Here is a 14,765-nt window from a genome sequence, read left to right on the forward strand (position 1 = left end):
TTATTCGAAAGATTAATATGAGCAAACAACGTTGTGACCACTGCCATTTAGAATATGACGCTTCTATGTTACTTCACGATACCAGTTTTACACCGCCAAAATTTTTTTGTTGTAAGGGATGCCAAGGCGTTTTCCATCTTTTGCACGATGAAGGGCTTGATAATTTTTATCAAAAAATGGGTGATGTGACGTTAGAGCCACCCAAAACAGCCTTAGAGGATAGCAGTCGTTTTGATTTAGAAGGGTTTATTACTAAGTATGTCAAGAAAAATAAAGAAGGATTAAGCGAGATTGCGCTGATTATTGAAGGAATTCATTGCAGTGCTTGTGTCTGGCTCAATGAAAAAATTCTCTCAAAACAAGCAGGCATTGTCGAAGTGTCTATCAATTACAGTAATAACAAAGCTAAAATCGTATGGGATAGTGACATTATCAAACTCTCTACTATCATAGAAACCATACGTAGCATCGGCTATAACGCCTATCCGTATGACCCTAAAAGCGGAGAAGAGCGTGCTGTGGCACAACGAAGAGAGTACTACTCTAAGCTGCTTGTAGGTGTGTTTGCAACGATGAATGTCATGTGGATAGCCATTGCACAGTATGCAGGGTATTTTACAGGCATGCAAAGTAACATCAAAGATATTTTGAATTTCGCGGAATTTGTCCTTGCGACGCCTACGCTTTTATACACAGGCTCTATTTATTTTAAAGGGGCATATTATGGCGTGAAGCATCGCCATATCACAATGGATTTTCTGGTTGCTACGGGGGCGACATTAACGTACCTTTTTTCCGTCTATGCGATGTTTAGCAAAAGTGCTGATGTCTATTTTGATTCGGTGACGATGATTATTACCTTTGTGTTTGCAGGAAAGTATTTAGAAGTTTTAACGAAGAAAAAAGCGGTTGATACGTTAGATGCTTTTGGAAGTGCTATGCCCACAGAAGTCATGCTTGTTAAAGGGCACGAAAAGAGTATGGTGAGTGTTGAATCTGTTGAAGTTGGCGAGATGATAGAGGTGCGTGCGGGAGATAAAGTCGTTATTGATGGTGTCATTTGTGAAGGCGAAGGCTCGTTTGATCTTTCACGTATCAATGGTGAGTCGATGCCGGTACTGCTTAAAAAAGAGGATAAAATTTTAAGTGGTTCTATCTGTCTAGACAGCGTATTGCGTTATCAGGTAAGTCATACATTCGCCTCTTCCATACTATCAAAAATCGTGACACTGCTTGAAGATGCCATGACAAAAAAACCGCATATTGAAAAACTAGCCAATCAAATTTCAGGGTATTTTTCCCGAACAATTTTAACATTGGCGCTCATCACCTTAGGATTTTGGTTCTTTTACAGCGGTTCATTTGAAAAAGCACTTATCATTGCTATATCCGTAGTCGTGATTGCGTGCCCGTGTGCGTTAAGCCTTGCAACGCCTGTTGCGACTTTGGTCGGGTTAGGATTGGCGGCTAAAAGAGGTGTTTTGTTCAAAGAAGCAGGTTTTTTAGAAAGTATGGCAAAGTGTGATACCTTGGTGCTGGATAAAACAGGAACACTCACAAAAGGCAAACCAGAAGTGGTAGAGTACCATAAGTTTGAAACGTTTGATGAGAGTCTTTTGTATGCGTTAGCGAGTGCATCCAATCATCCGATTAGCCAAGGAATTATGCAGTATCTAAAAGCGCAAGAGACGCCTTTACATGTAAAAAATCTGGAGCAGATTAAAGCCATCGAAGCCAAAGGGATGAAAGCCCTTTTTGATGGACATCTTCTCATTGGTGGTAATGCTAAAATGATGGAAGAAGAGGGCATTCTCACCCGTGTGCCTAGCCAATTTGAAAGTTTGACGCATTACTTTTTTGCCGTTGATGGAAAGATGGTTGCACTTTTTGGTCTTAAAGATAGCCTGAAAAGCGATGCCAAAGAAAATATTGCAAAATTACAGCAATTAGGACTTTCAATTATTTTATTAAGCGGTGACCATGCAAAAGTGACACACGATATTGCGCATGAAGTAGGCATTGTGAAATACGAAGCTGCTTTGTTGCCGCATGAAAAAGCAGACTACATCGAAAAATTACGCCAAGAGGGGCATAAAGTCGTGATGGCCGGTGATGGCATTAACGATACATTAGCGCTCTCACGAAGCGAGATAGCCATCGCAATGGGAAGTGGAGCCGATGTCGCCGTCGATGTGAGTGATATTGTCTTAACCAACGATAGTATTCAAAGCTTGTATGATGCTTTTATCATTGCCAAAAGAACGCTTTTTATTGTCAAAGAGAATCTTGTTTTCTCTTTACTGTACAATCTTATTACCATTCCTTTGGCCATGAGCGGATGTATTATTCCTCTGTTCGCGGCACTTTCAATGTCGCTAAGCTCTTTGGTTGTCGTAGGCAATTCTATGCGTATTAAAACACTGTTTAAAAGGTCGTAAAATGGACGGTTGGGTCATAGCGATGATGTTAGGTGCATCCACGTTATTGGGTGCTTTTGGTTTGTGGGCTTTATTATGGGGCATTAAAAGCGGTCAATTTGATGACCAGAAAAAATTTATTGATGGCGCGCAGTTTGATAGCGAAGAAGCCTTGAATGATGCAGTGACGATGGAACGTAAAAAAGCGGAAATTTTAAAAGCAAAAGAAAAAAGAGAGACGGGATACGCCCCGCCTGATTAAACGACAAGAGCGTGGCTCTTGCCGTGCCCGTAACTTATTTGAATGAAGCGATGGTCGCAGCGACTGCTTTTTCATCCTCAGCACTTAAACCTGAAGCGATAGGTTTCATAACGCCTTTCATCGCTGAACCGTATGAACCGTCTTTATAACCGTTTAATGCAGCAATAATTTTTGCTTCATCCCAACCCGCAATGATTTGAGATTTGTTAAGAGCAGCTTTTGCTGCTTTGTCTCCATGACAGGAGAAACATTTTGCTTTGTAAACTGCTGCGCCATCGGCTGCCATAAGGCTTGAGATTGCGGCAATTGATAAGAGAATGCAAATTTTTTTCACGCGATACCCCTTCGTAAGTTGTGTGTGTGGAAATTATAACCTGAGATACTTTATCCCTGCTTAGAATTTGCGTAACATTTTATTTCCTATAGACGCATTTTATGAAAGTAGTGTATAATCTATGTCAAAAAGATGTACAAGAGGTGTCGGTGTTTCGTATTATCGTAGGACTATTCTGTGGGATAAATTTACTTTTAGCCCAAACACACAGTGTGTGTGAAGTCGAGAGAGCTGATTCTCAAAAAGCGAAAGAAGCCATTGAGAAGATTTTACTAGAAGAGCCTTCTAATACTGTGTGTATGCTACAACTGGCCAATATTTATCTCAAACTTGGTCAAATTGCGCAAGGATTTGAAATCCTTGTCGATGCTTACTCCATTGACCCGCACAATGTTCAAAATAGTCGTATCGCCGCCGTTCTTCCTTTCGCTCTTAAAGTGACCAATCTTAAAGCACAAGCCGCGAAAACCAATGACAAAGAGACCTGGAATCAACTGGGTGATGGTTATTTTCAAATGGGTATTTTTAATGAAGCGGCGAGCATGTATCAAAAGAGTCTGATGGTCGATGATGCACAGTATGAGATTAGACTAAAGCTAGCACTTGTTCTCCAAAAAAATACACAAATTTACAGTGCCCTTGAAGAAGTACAAAAAGTGTTGGATAAAAAACCTAAGCATATTTACGCGAATTATTATATGGGGAAATTCTTAGCATACGATGTCAGAAATCGTGAAGCAGCGCGCCCTTATTTTGAGCGTGCAAAAGCCTCTTTGATGGAGCAAAAAGATAGGTATGGTTATCTAGAATATACCAATTTACTGAGCGATATTATCAAAGAACTTGGAGAGTAAGTGCAAAAAGCAGTTTTTTTAGATCGGGATGGTGTCATCAATATTGACAAAGCGTATGTTTATAGGAAAGAAGACTTTGAGTTCTGCCAAGGTGTTTTTGAAGCGTTAAAGCATTTCCAGTCGTTGGGGTATTTACTGATTATTGTCACCAATCAATCAGGCATCGCCCGTGGTTATTACAGTGAAAAAGACTTTGAAACGCTGATGGCATGGGTGCAAAAAGAGCTTTTACATGTAAATATTAAACTCGACGCCATTTACCATTGCCCGCATGCTCCAGATGATGGATGTTCATGTCGCAAGCCCAAAAGCGGTATGTTCGAAGAAGCGATTCGTGCCTTTGACATTGATGTGCGTCAGTCATGGATGATTGGCGATAAACCAAGCGATATTGAAGCCGCACGTCATGTGGGTATTGAAAAAACAATTTTAATTGGCAATGCGCCAAATTCGCAAGCTAAATATTGCGTTAATTTTCTTTTGGATACAATAGACCTTATCAAATAATCACTATTAAAGTACTATTTATGAAAATTAAGCGTGAAATAAAGCCTCATATCTTGGTTGTTGGCGATGTCATGTTGGATCATTACCTTTGGGGTAAATGTGAACGCATCTCTCCTGAAGCCCCTGTGCAAGTCATTGATGTTCAAAACGAGAGCACGGTTTTAGGCGGTGCGGGCAATGTGGTCAATAACTTACTGAGCTTGGGTGCAAACGTAAGCATTGCAAGTGTTGTGGGCGATGATACTAATGGGTCTCATGTCCGTCAAATGCTAGATTCCAAAGGGGCAAATACGCATGGCCTTGTTGTTGAACAAGGACGAAAAACCAGTAAAAAAAGCCGTGTGATTGCTTCTCATCAACAAGTTGTGCGTTTTGATAGCGAATCAAAACATGAGATTCATTACAAAAGCGAAGAAGCTTTGTTGCAGTATCTCTCTTCCATGCTTGAGAGTATAGATACAATTATCTTATCCGATTATGGTAAAGGCGTCTTAACCTATGATTTTACATGTAATGTAATCGCATTGGCTAAAAAATATCACAAACCGCTCTTAGTGGACCCCAAAGGCGAAGATTATAGTAAATACAAAGGGGCAACACTGATTACTCCTAATAAAAAAGAAGCAAGTTTAGCCTGTAAAATTCCGATTGTCGATGATGTGAGTTTGCAAAAAGCGGGAAAACTTCTCAAAGAGAGTTTGGATTTAACGTATGCCATCATTACACTCTCAGAGGATGGTATCGCTGTTTTTGGTGATAGGTTTGAGAAAATGCCAACGATTGCTCGCGAAGTTTACGATGTGACGGGCGCAGGCGATACCGTTCTTGCGGCATTAGGTTATGCATTATCGTGTGGTGTTGAGGTACATGAAGCCGCCTCTTTTGCGAATGCTGCTGCCGCTGTGGTTGTGGGGAAACTCGGGAGTGCAACGGTCAGTTTAGATGAAATTGATGCTTATACGCACTCTTTACGCACTGCAACCGCTGAGAGCAAAATCAAAACAAAAGAGCAGATGGTGCAACTTCTCAAGCAGATGAAGCACCAAAAAATTGTGTTTACCAATGGCTGTTTTGATATTTTACACGTAGGGCATGTAAAGTACTTAGAGAGAGCAAAAAGTTTTGGTGATATGCTTATTGTAGGACTTAATTCAGACGCTTCAATTGCGAGACTAAAAGGTGCTTCGCGTCCTATTAATACTTTAGAAGATAGAGCGTATATTCTAGCCAGCCTAGAATCGGTCAGTTATGTTGTTCCTTTTGAGGAAGATACGCCTCATGACTTAATTTTCGCTATCCAGCCTGATATTTTGGTGAAAGGTGCTGATTATAAAGACAAAGCAGTTGTAGGCAGCGATATCGCAAAAGAGGTACGTTTGGTAGAATTTATTGAGGGTAAAAGTACCACTAAGATTATTGAAAGGGCTCAACACGCATGATGAACATGATCCAAGAGGAAATTCTTGCACATAAAGCAACGGTAGAACAAACCTTTGCTACACTTCAAAGTCATATTTACACGGCATGTGTCATTGCCACAGATACACTTCACAATGGTCATAAAATTTTGATTTGCGGTAACGGTGGAAGTGCTGCGGATGCGCAACATATCGCAGCAGAACTGAGTGGGCGTTACAAATCTGAGAGAAGAGGGTTGCCTGCACTCGCTTTAACAACCGATACGTCTGTTTTAACGGCTATTGGAAATGATTTTGGGTACGAGCATGTCTTTGATCGCCAAGTAGAAGCACATGCACAAAAAGGAGATTTACTGATTGGTATATCTACCAGTGGTCACAGCAAAAATGTCGTACGAGCGTTAAGCCTCGCTAAAAATCTTGGCTGTAGAACGATTGGGCTGAGCGGACGAGATGGTGGAGTCATGAGTGAGTTTTGTGATATTAACATTATTGTTCCTAGTGAGGATACCCCACGTATTCAAGAGATGCACATCATGATAGGGCATATCATCTGCCAAGCCATTGACCAAAGTTTTCTAGAACCAAAGGAGCGTTAATACATGTTTTCAATTGTCATTCCCGTTTATAATGAAGAAAATTCACTTTTAGAGTTGGTCGAACGCATTGAAAAAGCAACAAAACCTTTAGGGCATGCTTATGAAATTCTGTTCGTCAATGACGGAAGTACCGATAAAAGTCAAGAAATTATTGAAGCACTGTGTTCTCAATATCCTTACATTCACTATCTTACTTTTCGTAAAAATTTTGGGAAATCTGCCGCACTCAATGCAGGATTTAAACATGTAAAATATGACATTGTTTTTACAATGGATGCGGATTTACAAGATGACCCTGTTGAAATTCCACGTTTTTTACAAGAAATCGAAAATGGATATGACCTAGTCACCGGTTGGAAAGAAAACAGACTTGACCCTAAAGAAAAAACAATTCCTTCCAAGCTGTTCAACGCGATGACCTCTAAAATGAGCGGACTTAAACTCAACGACTACAACTGTGGGTTTAAGTGTTATAAAAAAGAGGTGTTAGAAGAGATTGATATTTATGGTGAACTTCACCGTTTTGTTCCTTTTTTGGCACATAAAAAAGGCTTCAAAGTTAAAGAAATTCCTGTATTGCATCATGAGCGTAAGCACGGTGTCTCTAAATTTGGCTTGGAACGTTATGCTAGAGGCTTCTTTGATCTTTTAACGGTTGTTTTTATCACAAATTACGTGAGTCGTCCTATGCATCTCTTAGGAGGAATAGGTTCATTATTCTTTGGTACAGGACTGCTTCTGTTTTTATACCTTTTCTTTGGCAGGTGGGTAGAGGGAGGGTCTATTGGCTCAAGCCCGCTTTTTGCTATTTCCATTTTTCTTTTAGGTTCAGGTGTTCAAGTGTTTGTTATGGGAATGCTCTCAGAACTCATTGTGCATAATAAAGAACGTGATAAGAAAAAAAGCTACTCTATCGCAAAGATGAGCAGTGAAAATCGTTAAGTTTTTTACGACTTCATTGATTGCCACAGGTGTTGATTTTACACTTTATTCTTGCTTACTTCTGATTCTATCTCCTGTCAGTGCGCATTTTTGCAGTGCAACGACAGGAATGATTGTTAATTTTATCTTGCAAAAGAGATTTGTTTTTGACTTGAAACGAGGGTTGAAAACCTCTTTTGTATTTTCGCTTCTTTTTTCGATAGGTGGTATTTTTTTAGGTGCGAGTATTATTTACCTTTTGACGTTACTTTCTTTTTTTGCAAAATATCCCATTATCGCAAAATGCATTGCAATTGGCGTGACGTTTTTTTATAACTATGAGACAAAAAAAATAGCGTTTGGAGACAGATAATATGATAGGATTCATCACACAGCGATTTCCACTTTTTATTTTTGGATATTTTGCCTTACAAGTGCTTATTCGTTTGGCAACAACCCATATCGCTGTTTTAGATGAGTCCGAACAAATTATGCTTTCTCAGTATTTTGATTGGGGGTATAATGAACAACCTCCTTTGTACACGTGGATACAAATGGGCGTTTTTAAACTTACGGGAATTTCTATTTTTGGACTTTCCGTATTAAAAAATACCCTGTTGTTTCTCACCTACTTTTTCATCTATAAGCTTGGCATTTTAGTGATGAATGACAGGCTAAAATCAGCCTTGAGTTCGTTATCGCTTTTTTTACTGCCACAAATGGTATGGGATGCACAGGTCGATCAGACACACACCGTTTTTTTAACAACGGCAACGTCTATCACGGTTTATCTCTTCTTTTATATTATTAAACGCAATGATTCGTGGGTGAATTTTGTTCTTTTTGGGCTAAGTTCGGGCGTTGGGCTATTGGCAAAATATAATTTTATTCTTGTGCTAATTGCTTTAGGTGGCGTTGCCCTTTGTATCAAAGAGTATCGTGAGCGGTTTTTGACACGCAAGCTTTTATTCTCTATTGTTGTAGCGAGCATAATGGTTTTGCCACATTTTCTATGGTTTATAACCCATTTAGAGATGGCAACACATCGTACGGTTGAACGAATGAGCTCAGGTCATACCACCAGTGCTATGGTGAATTTTTTTAAAGGCAACGGAGATTTAGTACTTGCTTTTATCGCTTTCTTGTCGCCTTTTTGGCTCTTCTTTGTTTTGGCATTTCGTAAGTACTTTCACTGGCAATGGAATAACGAAACAAAAGCCTTTTTAAGCTACGTGGGTATCATTTTTGTCTTTTTATTTTTAATGGTAAGTTTAAGTGGAAGCACGCACGTTAAAGAGCGTTGGCTACAACCTTATTTGGTTCTTGCTCCTCTGTTTTTGTTTTTACATGTAAAAGCATTAAGCGATACTAAAACGGTTCGATTGTTTGTATCTATCTCTTTGTTTGCCCCGTTAGTTGTTGCCTTGGTGGTGCTTATTCGTCCTTGGTTAATAGACATGCGAGGAAAACCAACACGTGCCAGTTATCCTTTTGAACAGATAATACAAGAAATGCAGGCTAAACTTCCCAAAAATATTTCTATATTAGTGGAGGCGGAAGATAAATATGTTGGTGGCAATGTAAAGCTATTGATACCAAATGCAACGGTGATTACGGCATCAGTGCCGAATCAGCCGTATAATAAGCATCTTGTTAATATCATTGTATGGAGTAACATTAAACCTAGTCAATTAGAAAAAAGCTTATTAGCAGAAAAATTTGCATGTCGGACTTATTCTTCGACATATTTTTTTCAGAAATCCGGAAGACTTACGTATCCTTTTTCTTATGAAATATGTCAGTCTTCGGCATTAAGATAAGGAGATAATTCTTCTAATGCCAGTTTAATGTCAATATTGTCAAAGTAGTGATCGATATCAATAAGACTTTTTACAGGAGGAATACCTTCTTTAAAAAAAGTATGATCATAAATGGCTCGTGACCATGGCCCAAAAGGTGCGAATCGTTGCCAATCAGTTGGACCATAAATTCCAATTGTTGGTGTTTTTTGTGCTGCAGAAATATGTGCTGGACCTGAATCAGTGGTAATCGTTAGATATGCATTTGATAAAATATATTTAAGCTCTTGGATAGTCGTTTTTCCTGCAAGTATTTTGTATGGTACAGTCAGATATCTTGCTATTGACTCAACATATTCGCGTTCCGACTCATCTCCAGTCAAAATAAAAGGAAGGTTATATCGTTCATACAGCAATTCGCCAAACTCTTTCCATTTGAATGAAGGAAGTCGTTTAGAAAGCCATTTTGGGCTTGAACCACAATTGAAAACAATATAGTCTTTTTTCTTTGGTTGAAATGAAATATCTCTGGAATTAACTATATTCGCTTCAGTAGCTATATCAAAAAAAACATCTTTAGATTTTAAGGTATCAATATTTTTATTATTGAAAACAGTTGTATTGAGGAGTGAGCCAATAAAATGACTTCGGTTATTGCATTGAAAATCTAATACCATATCAAATTTTTCTTGACGAATTTGATGAATTAGTAAAAGCACGGAAGAAATTTTTTTGTTTTTCAGAAATAAAAAATGCTCAAACTCATCTTTCAAAAGTTCATAGCCAATATTTGTGGTAATAATAGTTGGTTGATAATGTAATGCTCTTAACGTGGGTATAGTGCTCGCGATATCGCCTAAAGCACTAAAGCGAATAACTGCTATTTTCATTGGCTTATATATCCTTATATAATAAAATTTCAAAAATCATTTTTTTAATCCTCTCAACCCTCTCTTAAGTTTAAGCCGAAAAGTTAAAAAATTGTCTTTACCACTAATAGTGATACGTTTAAGTAAAAAAAGATTACTTGTATCAACCTTTGAGATACCTTTTTCTGTAGTCGTTGCATTTGTGAAGCCTGCTGTTTGGACAAGTTTCCAATCATTAGGCTTAGAAAGACCAAAAGGATAAGAAAAGCTTTCACAAGTGATGGAAAAAAATGATTCAATATGATGTTTCGCTTCTCTAATTTCATATAATGTTTGATCTGCGGTGAGTGTACAGAAATTAAAATGGTTGAGAGTGTGTACACCTATTTCAAAATGTCCGCTTTGAATCATCTCTATAATATGCCTATCTTCTAATTTAGGTTCGTTGCGTAATTCTCCAGTATTATGAGATTTTTTTCGATGCGTTGACCATTCATTATTGTGTCTATTGACAACAAGATAAAGAGTTGCTTTAAATTGGTATTTTTTTAATAATGGCAACACAGTCGTATAGTTATCCAAATAACCATCGTCAAACGTTAATACAAAAGATTTTGGTGGCAATGTCATTTTTTGTCGGATTAGTTCAGCTAGAGTGAAAGAATGCCAACCATGTTCAGAAAAATAACGTAATTGTCGTTCAAACATTTCTGGAGGGACACGTAGTCCATTAAATTGAGCACCTTTTTTATGTGGCGACACCATATGGTACATCAATATACGTGGGTGCATATATGAAAGTTTTGGTAAGAAGATCGCATAACGAATAATAACAAAATATAATATTAAGCTTATAAAAATACAACTTAATATTATCCAGATAACAGACATTATGCTAATATCTCACGGTAATAGTTAATATATTGGTAACATATATGAGATAAAATGAAATTCGAACGTTTTAATTTAACCTTCTCAAATTCTGTTCGATAAAGACTGTATTGTTGATGTACATCTTGAATTTTTTGTCGAAGCATATTTTGATTAGTTAAAAAGAGATCAGGTAATATCTCTATTGAACCACTTACTTTAGTAGAAATCAGCATTGGGGCATAAAACAGTGATTCTATGAGAACTAAACTAAACCCTTCCGTATGCGAACTAATTACGATGAGGTCACTGTTAGCCATTTGGCGAGGGATATCGTTTTGATATCCTAATAAAATAATACGATCTTCTAAAGAGTAATGTCGAATCAGCGTTTCAAGTTGCGTTCGTTGTTCTCCTTCTCCGATGATTTCTAAACGATATGTAAAAGAAAGATCTTTTACAGCATGAATCAACTGATCAAACCCTTTAACAGAATTTAAACGACCAATCGCTTTAATAGTAAAAGATTGATGTGGTTGTTTCGTAGATAAGCGTATTTCTTGTGCTTCAATACCGTTGTAAATAACTTTTACATGTGGTGCTTTAATTGTTTTTACAACATCTTGTGAAACACCAGATGCATATTTAAGATGATTGAAGATTTTACCTTTTCGTGAATTATGCTTTGTTCCAAGATGGGGATAGTGTAAAAAAAGATTAATGAAATAGATTAATTGAGTTGCTTTTGCTCCATGTGTATGAATCACATCTGGAGAAAGCCGTAGTAATACAAAACAGAGCTCGATCCATAGAAATGGATTGTATCGATTTGAATGAGAATGCAATATATAAACTGGAATATCTGGGGTTAGCCCATGCTTAATAATATTATTTCTAGTTAAAATAACACTAATGTTATGTGTTTTTGCAAGCTCATTGCAAATATTGACAAAGCTATCCTCTGCCCCACCCCATTCAGATGATGCAATAAATTGTAATATATTCATGAAATTGACCTATAGATATTAAGTGTATTTTCTACCATTTGTCCCAATGAAAAGTGTTTTGCAATGTACGAAAATCCGTCAAAGTTAAGAGCTTTTGCTGAGGTAACTTTTTGCGATAAATCTTTTGCGTCGCCGATATGAGTAAAGTAACCGTTAATGCCTTCTTGAATGATGTCCAAAACACCGCCGTGACAGGTTGCAACGACCGGGGTGTTAAGCGCAATAGCTTCAGCAACGCTACGGCCAAAGCTTTCTGGTTTTTTTGAACTGCTTACAACTACATCGCTGAGTGCGTAAACTTCTGCAACTTTAGTAGTGCTACCACAAAAATAAATATGCTTTTTTATATCTAATGATTCCACCAAGGTTTGTAACGAGACGAAATAGCTTTGTTTATCTTCTCGTACACCGCCAACGATCAGTCCAACAATATTTGGAAAATCCTTTTTCAGTATATCAATCGCCTGTATAAAAGTTTCTAAATCTTTGAGTTGTGTAATGCGCCCGACTGTTGAGATAACAAATTTGTTTTGTAGTTGGTAGTTATGTACGAATGTTTCCACAATACTTTTATCAATATTTATTGGATTAAATGCAATAAGATCAATACCTCTAGGAATAATGGTGATTATATCTTCAGGAGTTTTATAATGTTGTTGAATATAGTGCTTGATAGCATTGCTAACACAAATGACATGATCGGCTTTTGTCATGATCGAACTGTAAAAACCGACAGAGTTAAATCCATGCACGGTGGAAACGACTGGAAGATGTAAAAACTTATTGGCAAAAAAGAGCATCCATGCAGGTACACGGCTTCTCACATGGACGATATCAGGTTTGATTGTTTTCAGCGCCTTGTAGAGCTGAAAAATACGCCATGGCACTGTGAAAATATTTTTTGAACAGATGTCTAAACTGACATGTAAACCGCCATCCAACGTAATTTGTGAGGCGAGCTTACCGCCATTGCTGATAACGACGCTCTCAAAACCTCTGTGTGCCAGTTCGCGTGAAAGTTCTACAACGCCACGTTCTACACCACCCTCGTTCAGCTCTGGGATAAGTTGAACAACTTTCATGCCAAAGCCTTTTGTGCGTAAGATTGAAAGTCGATTTTGCGATTGTGATGGGCCAGTGTGCCATCAAAGAGATGCACATATTTTTGCGCCTGAAGGGTTTCTGTCATTGTAAAAAATTTGTTTGTTTTGGCATCATTTAAAGGCAAAATTTCCACGCAGGACGTACCATAACTAATGGCTTCGCTAATCATGGAGGTCGAATCTATCGTAATAAAAACCACTTCGCAATAATGCAAAAAGTCTGCAATAGGGTTGATTTTATTTTGCGAAAAGATGACGCTGTATGAAAACGGGTAACTCTCTACCAAATTTTCAATTTCTTTTGGTGTACGGGGTGATGTGGTAATGGCTATTTCATAACCTTCAAAACGTTTAAAAATAAAATCAAGTTGCTCTTTGAGACGTTCTTTATTCATGGTAAAATGGGTGTTGTTGCCGCCAATAATAATACCAATAGCGTTTCCTTTAGGTTTAAAAAGCCCTTGAGGTTCTACGTAGCTAAAATTAGCAGGCAAGGTGATCATATTGGGTTGATAGGGCGGGTTATCGTGACTTTGCGCAAAGATCATATCAAAATCATAACGATAACTTTGCGGAAGCATCATCGTGACAGACTTGATTCTTAGCTTCTTGGCAAGTGTTTTATTGGCATAATAGGTACTAGAACCTGCCGAAACAATCATGTCGTAGCGTTGGTTCCCCTGTAAGGGTGTTTCTAGCTTAAAAAGTATGGATGAGTAGAGCTTACATGCATCAAAGAGATACGAGATGAGCTTGTACGCTTTACATGTAAAATGTACGGGAACGATGTCATAGGAGGCTTTGAGGTGTTTTGCAAATGCAATGGACTGATTTATATGTCCCATTCTGCCATCACTTAAGATAAGAATCCTCACTTGGCAATTCTCCAACGATCATGCATCCAAAACCACTGTTCAGGGTATGCTCTTATGACTTCTTCAATAATGTCATTATAACGTTGTGTCAAGCGTGCAATTTTTTCATGTTCACTGAGTTCCTCAGGAAGGTCGATATCCGCTGGTGAGCCTACGATGAGTTTGTATTTGCCATTTTCTTGTCTTGCCATAAACAACGAAGTGACTGACGGATTGTAACGAAGTTTTAACATGGCTGTTGAATTCACCGTATCGGCAGGTTGCCCAAAAAATGTGGCTTTGACACTATTGGCACCTCCTGCTTTTTGGTCAATCAACATTCCTGCAATACCTTTTTGCTTGAGTGTGCGGATAATAGCGCTCATGGCCTGCTCTTTATAGGCGAGGGTGTTGCCATACATAGAGCGAAATGGAGCGGTCAGGCGCTCTTCAATTAAATGGTTGTTGCCCTTTCTGCCAATAACGATAACAGGGTAGCCGTGTTTTGCAAAAAAGTGCGCCAAAAGTTCCCAATTCCCAAAATGAGCCGTTAAAAGAAGCGTTCCGTTGCTTTGATTGGCAAAGCAGTTGTGCATATCTTGGATGGCTTGGTCATAATCATCAACCATCGTATCAATATCAACACGTTTTTGCATCATCAATAAAATTTCAGCCATACTAATAGCGACATTTTCATAAATTTTTTTCGCTAATATTAGGCGTTTTGCTTCAGACATCGATGGATAAGCTTGTTCAAGATTTGTCAGTGTGATGAAGCGTCTGCGTTTATCGAAGTGAAAGATAAGTGCTGCCACAGTTTTACATAAAGAAAAAATGACAGATTGGGGTACTAAATTTGTTAAAAGTAAAACACCTTTAAGGGCATAGTATTCTAAAAAAAATCGCATCTCATCACTTTCATAGTTGAATTAAGCTAAAATTGTATCCAAA

The 14,765-nt window shown here is 38.1% G+C and carries 16 protein-coding genes; 9 read left to right on the top strand and 7 right to left on the bottom strand.

Annotated features, from left to right (window positions below; translation table 11 throughout):
* The first annotated feature begins 17 nt into the window (after nt 1-17).
* Nucleotides 18-2,438 (top strand): heavy metal translocating P-type ATPase, encoded by a 2,421-nt coding sequence (locus AC5SLP_RS07950; protein WP_495254626.1) that lies wholly within the window; start codon nt 18-20, stop codon nt 2,436-2,438.
* 1 nt (nt 2,439) lies between these two features.
* Nucleotides 2,440-2,679, top strand: coding sequence for a cbb3-type cytochrome oxidase assembly protein CcoS (gene ccoS, locus AC5SLP_RS07955; protein WP_495254627.1), 240 nt, complete (start codon nt 2,440-2,442; stop codon nt 2,677-2,679).
* A gap of 34 nt (nt 2,680-2,713) precedes the next feature.
* Here the strand turns inward: ccoS and AC5SLP_RS07960 are convergent, their stop codons facing one another.
* Nucleotides 2,714-3,013, bottom strand: coding sequence for a c-type cytochrome (locus AC5SLP_RS07960; RefSeq protein ID WP_495254628.1), 300 nt, complete (start codon nt 3,011-3,013; stop codon nt 2,714-2,716).
* 101 nt (nt 3,014-3,114) lie between these two features.
* Here AC5SLP_RS07960 and AC5SLP_RS07965 point away from each other — a divergent pair, with 101 nt between their 5' ends.
* From AC5SLP_RS07965 to AC5SLP_RS07995, 7 genes are read left to right on the top strand one after another with little or no spacing between them, the layout of a single operon-like run.
* Nucleotides 3,115-3,867, top strand: coding sequence for a tetratricopeptide repeat protein (locus AC5SLP_RS07965; RefSeq protein ID WP_495254629.1), 753 nt, complete (start codon nt 3,115-3,117; stop codon nt 3,865-3,867).
* Entirely contained in the window at nt 3,868-4,374 is a 507-nt protein-coding gene (gene gmhB, locus AC5SLP_RS07970) for a D-glycero-beta-D-manno-heptose 1,7-bisphosphate 7-phosphatase (protein ID WP_495254630.1), read from the top strand.
* Nucleotides 4,375-4,394: 20 nt separating this feature from the next.
* Complete coding sequence (gene rfaE1, locus AC5SLP_RS07975) at nt 4,395-5,813, top strand: D-glycero-beta-D-manno-heptose-7-phosphate kinase (RefSeq protein ID WP_495254631.1); 1,419 nt, start codon at nt 4,395-4,397, stop codon at nt 5,811-5,813.
* Nucleotides 5,810-6,391 (top strand): D-sedoheptulose 7-phosphate isomerase, encoded by a 582-nt coding sequence (gene gmhA, locus AC5SLP_RS07980; protein ID WP_495254632.1) that lies wholly within the window; start codon nt 5,810-5,812, stop codon nt 6,389-6,391. Before rfaE1 ends, gmhA begins: the two co-directional genes overlap by 4 nt.
* Before the next feature lie 3 nt (nt 6,392-6,394).
* Complete coding sequence (locus AC5SLP_RS07985) at nt 6,395-7,333, top strand: glycosyltransferase family 2 protein (RefSeq protein ID WP_495254633.1); 939 nt, start codon at nt 6,395-6,397, stop codon at nt 7,331-7,333.
* The gene (locus AC5SLP_RS07990; RefSeq protein ID WP_495254634.1) at nt 7,320-7,685 is read left to right on the top strand and encodes a GtrA family protein; all 366 of its coding nucleotides are present in this window, start codon (nt 7,320-7,322) and stop codon (nt 7,683-7,685) included. Before AC5SLP_RS07985 ends, AC5SLP_RS07990 begins: the two co-directional genes overlap by 14 nt.
* Before the next feature lies 1 nt (nt 7,686).
* The gene (locus AC5SLP_RS07995) at nt 7,687-9,132 is read left to right on the top strand and encodes an ArnT family glycosyltransferase (RefSeq protein WP_495254635.1); all 1,446 of its coding nucleotides are present in this window, start codon (nt 7,687-7,689) and stop codon (nt 9,130-9,132) included.
* On the opposite strand, the gene AC5SLP_RS08000 is transcribed toward AC5SLP_RS07995, so the two are convergent.
* From AC5SLP_RS08000 to AC5SLP_RS08025, 6 genes are all read right to left on the bottom strand, one after another.
* On the bottom strand, nt 9,111-10,001 hold the full coding sequence (locus tag AC5SLP_RS08000; RefSeq protein WP_495254636.1) for a glycosyltransferase family 9 protein: 891 nt from the start codon (nt 9,999-10,001) through the stop codon (nt 9,111-9,113). The two genes, AC5SLP_RS07995 and AC5SLP_RS08000, sit on opposite strands and share 22 nt — an antisense overlap.
* Nucleotides 10,002-10,037: 36 nt before the next feature.
* Nucleotides 10,038-10,745 carry a polysaccharide deacetylase family protein gene (locus tag AC5SLP_RS08005; protein ID WP_495254797.1) on the bottom strand — a complete coding sequence of 236 codons (708 nt, stop codon included), beginning with the start codon at nt 10,743-10,745 and terminating at the stop codon, nt 10,038-10,040.
* A 125-nt stretch (nt 10,746-10,870) separates the two neighbouring features.
* On the bottom strand, nt 10,871-11,857 hold the full coding sequence (locus tag AC5SLP_RS08010) for a glycosyltransferase (protein WP_495254637.1): 987 nt from the start codon (nt 11,855-11,857) through the stop codon (nt 10,871-10,873).
* Complete coding sequence (locus AC5SLP_RS08015) at nt 11,854-12,939, bottom strand: glycosyltransferase family 4 protein (RefSeq protein WP_495254638.1); 1,086 nt, start codon at nt 12,937-12,939, stop codon at nt 11,854-11,856. The genes AC5SLP_RS08010 and AC5SLP_RS08015 overlap by 4 nt, the downstream gene beginning before the upstream one ends.
* On the bottom strand, nt 12,936-13,835 hold the full coding sequence (locus AC5SLP_RS08020; protein WP_495254639.1) for an ELM1/GtrOC1 family putative glycosyltransferase: 900 nt from the start codon (nt 13,833-13,835) through the stop codon (nt 12,936-12,938). Before AC5SLP_RS08020 ends, AC5SLP_RS08015 begins: the two co-directional genes overlap by 4 nt.
* On the bottom strand, nt 13,832-14,722 hold the full coding sequence (locus AC5SLP_RS08025) for a lysophospholipid acyltransferase family protein (RefSeq protein WP_495254640.1): 891 nt from the start codon (nt 14,720-14,722) through the stop codon (nt 13,832-13,834). The genes AC5SLP_RS08020 and AC5SLP_RS08025 overlap by 4 nt, the downstream gene beginning before the upstream one ends.
* Between the last annotated feature and the right edge of the window lie 43 nt (nt 14,723-14,765).

It is taken from the genome of Sulfurospirillum sp. E15m (assembly GCF_059415145.1).

Bases quoted from the DNA above. Each gene is read 5' to 3' on its own strand.
- AC5SLP_RS07950 (WP_495254626.1), top strand. From the start codon at position 18: ATGAGCAAACAACGTTGTGACCACTGCCATTTAGAATATGACGCTTCT.
- ccoS (WP_495254627.1), top strand. From the start codon at position 2,440: ATGGACGGTTGGGTCATAGCGATGATGTTAGGTGCATCCACGTTATTG.
- AC5SLP_RS07965 (WP_495254629.1), top strand. From the start codon at position 3,115: ATGAAAGTAGTGTATAATCTATGTCAAAAAGATGTACAAGAGGTGTCG.
- rfaE1 (WP_495254631.1), top strand. From the start codon at position 4,395: ATGAAAATTAAGCGTGAAATAAAGCCTCATATCTTGGTTGTTGGCGAT.
- gmhA (WP_495254632.1), top strand. From the start codon at position 5,810: ATGATGAACATGATCCAAGAGGAAATTCTTGCACATAAAGCAACGGTA.
- AC5SLP_RS07985 (WP_495254633.1), top strand. From the start codon at position 6,395: ATGTTTTCAATTGTCATTCCCGTTTATAATGAAGAAAATTCACTTTTA.
- AC5SLP_RS07995 (WP_495254635.1), top strand. From the start codon at position 7,687: ATGATAGGATTCATCACACAGCGATTTCCACTTTTTATTTTTGGATAT.
- AC5SLP_RS08000 (WP_495254636.1), bottom strand. From the start codon at position 10,001: ATGAAAATAGCAGTTATTCGCTTTAGTGCTTTAGGCGATATCGCGAGC.
- AC5SLP_RS08005 (WP_495254797.1), bottom strand. From the start codon at position 10,745: ATGGTGTCGCCACATAAAAAAGGTGCTCAATTTAATGGACTACGTGTC.
- AC5SLP_RS08010 (WP_495254637.1), bottom strand. From the start codon at position 11,857: ATGAATATATTACAATTTATTGCATCATCTGAATGGGGTGGGGCAGAG.
- AC5SLP_RS08015 (WP_495254638.1), bottom strand. From the start codon at position 12,939: ATGAAAGTTGTTCAACTTATCCCAGAGCTGAACGAGGGTGGTGTAGAA.
- AC5SLP_RS08025 (WP_495254640.1), bottom strand. From the start codon at position 14,722: ATGCGATTTTTTTTAGAATACTATGCCCTTAAAGGTGTTTTACTTTTA.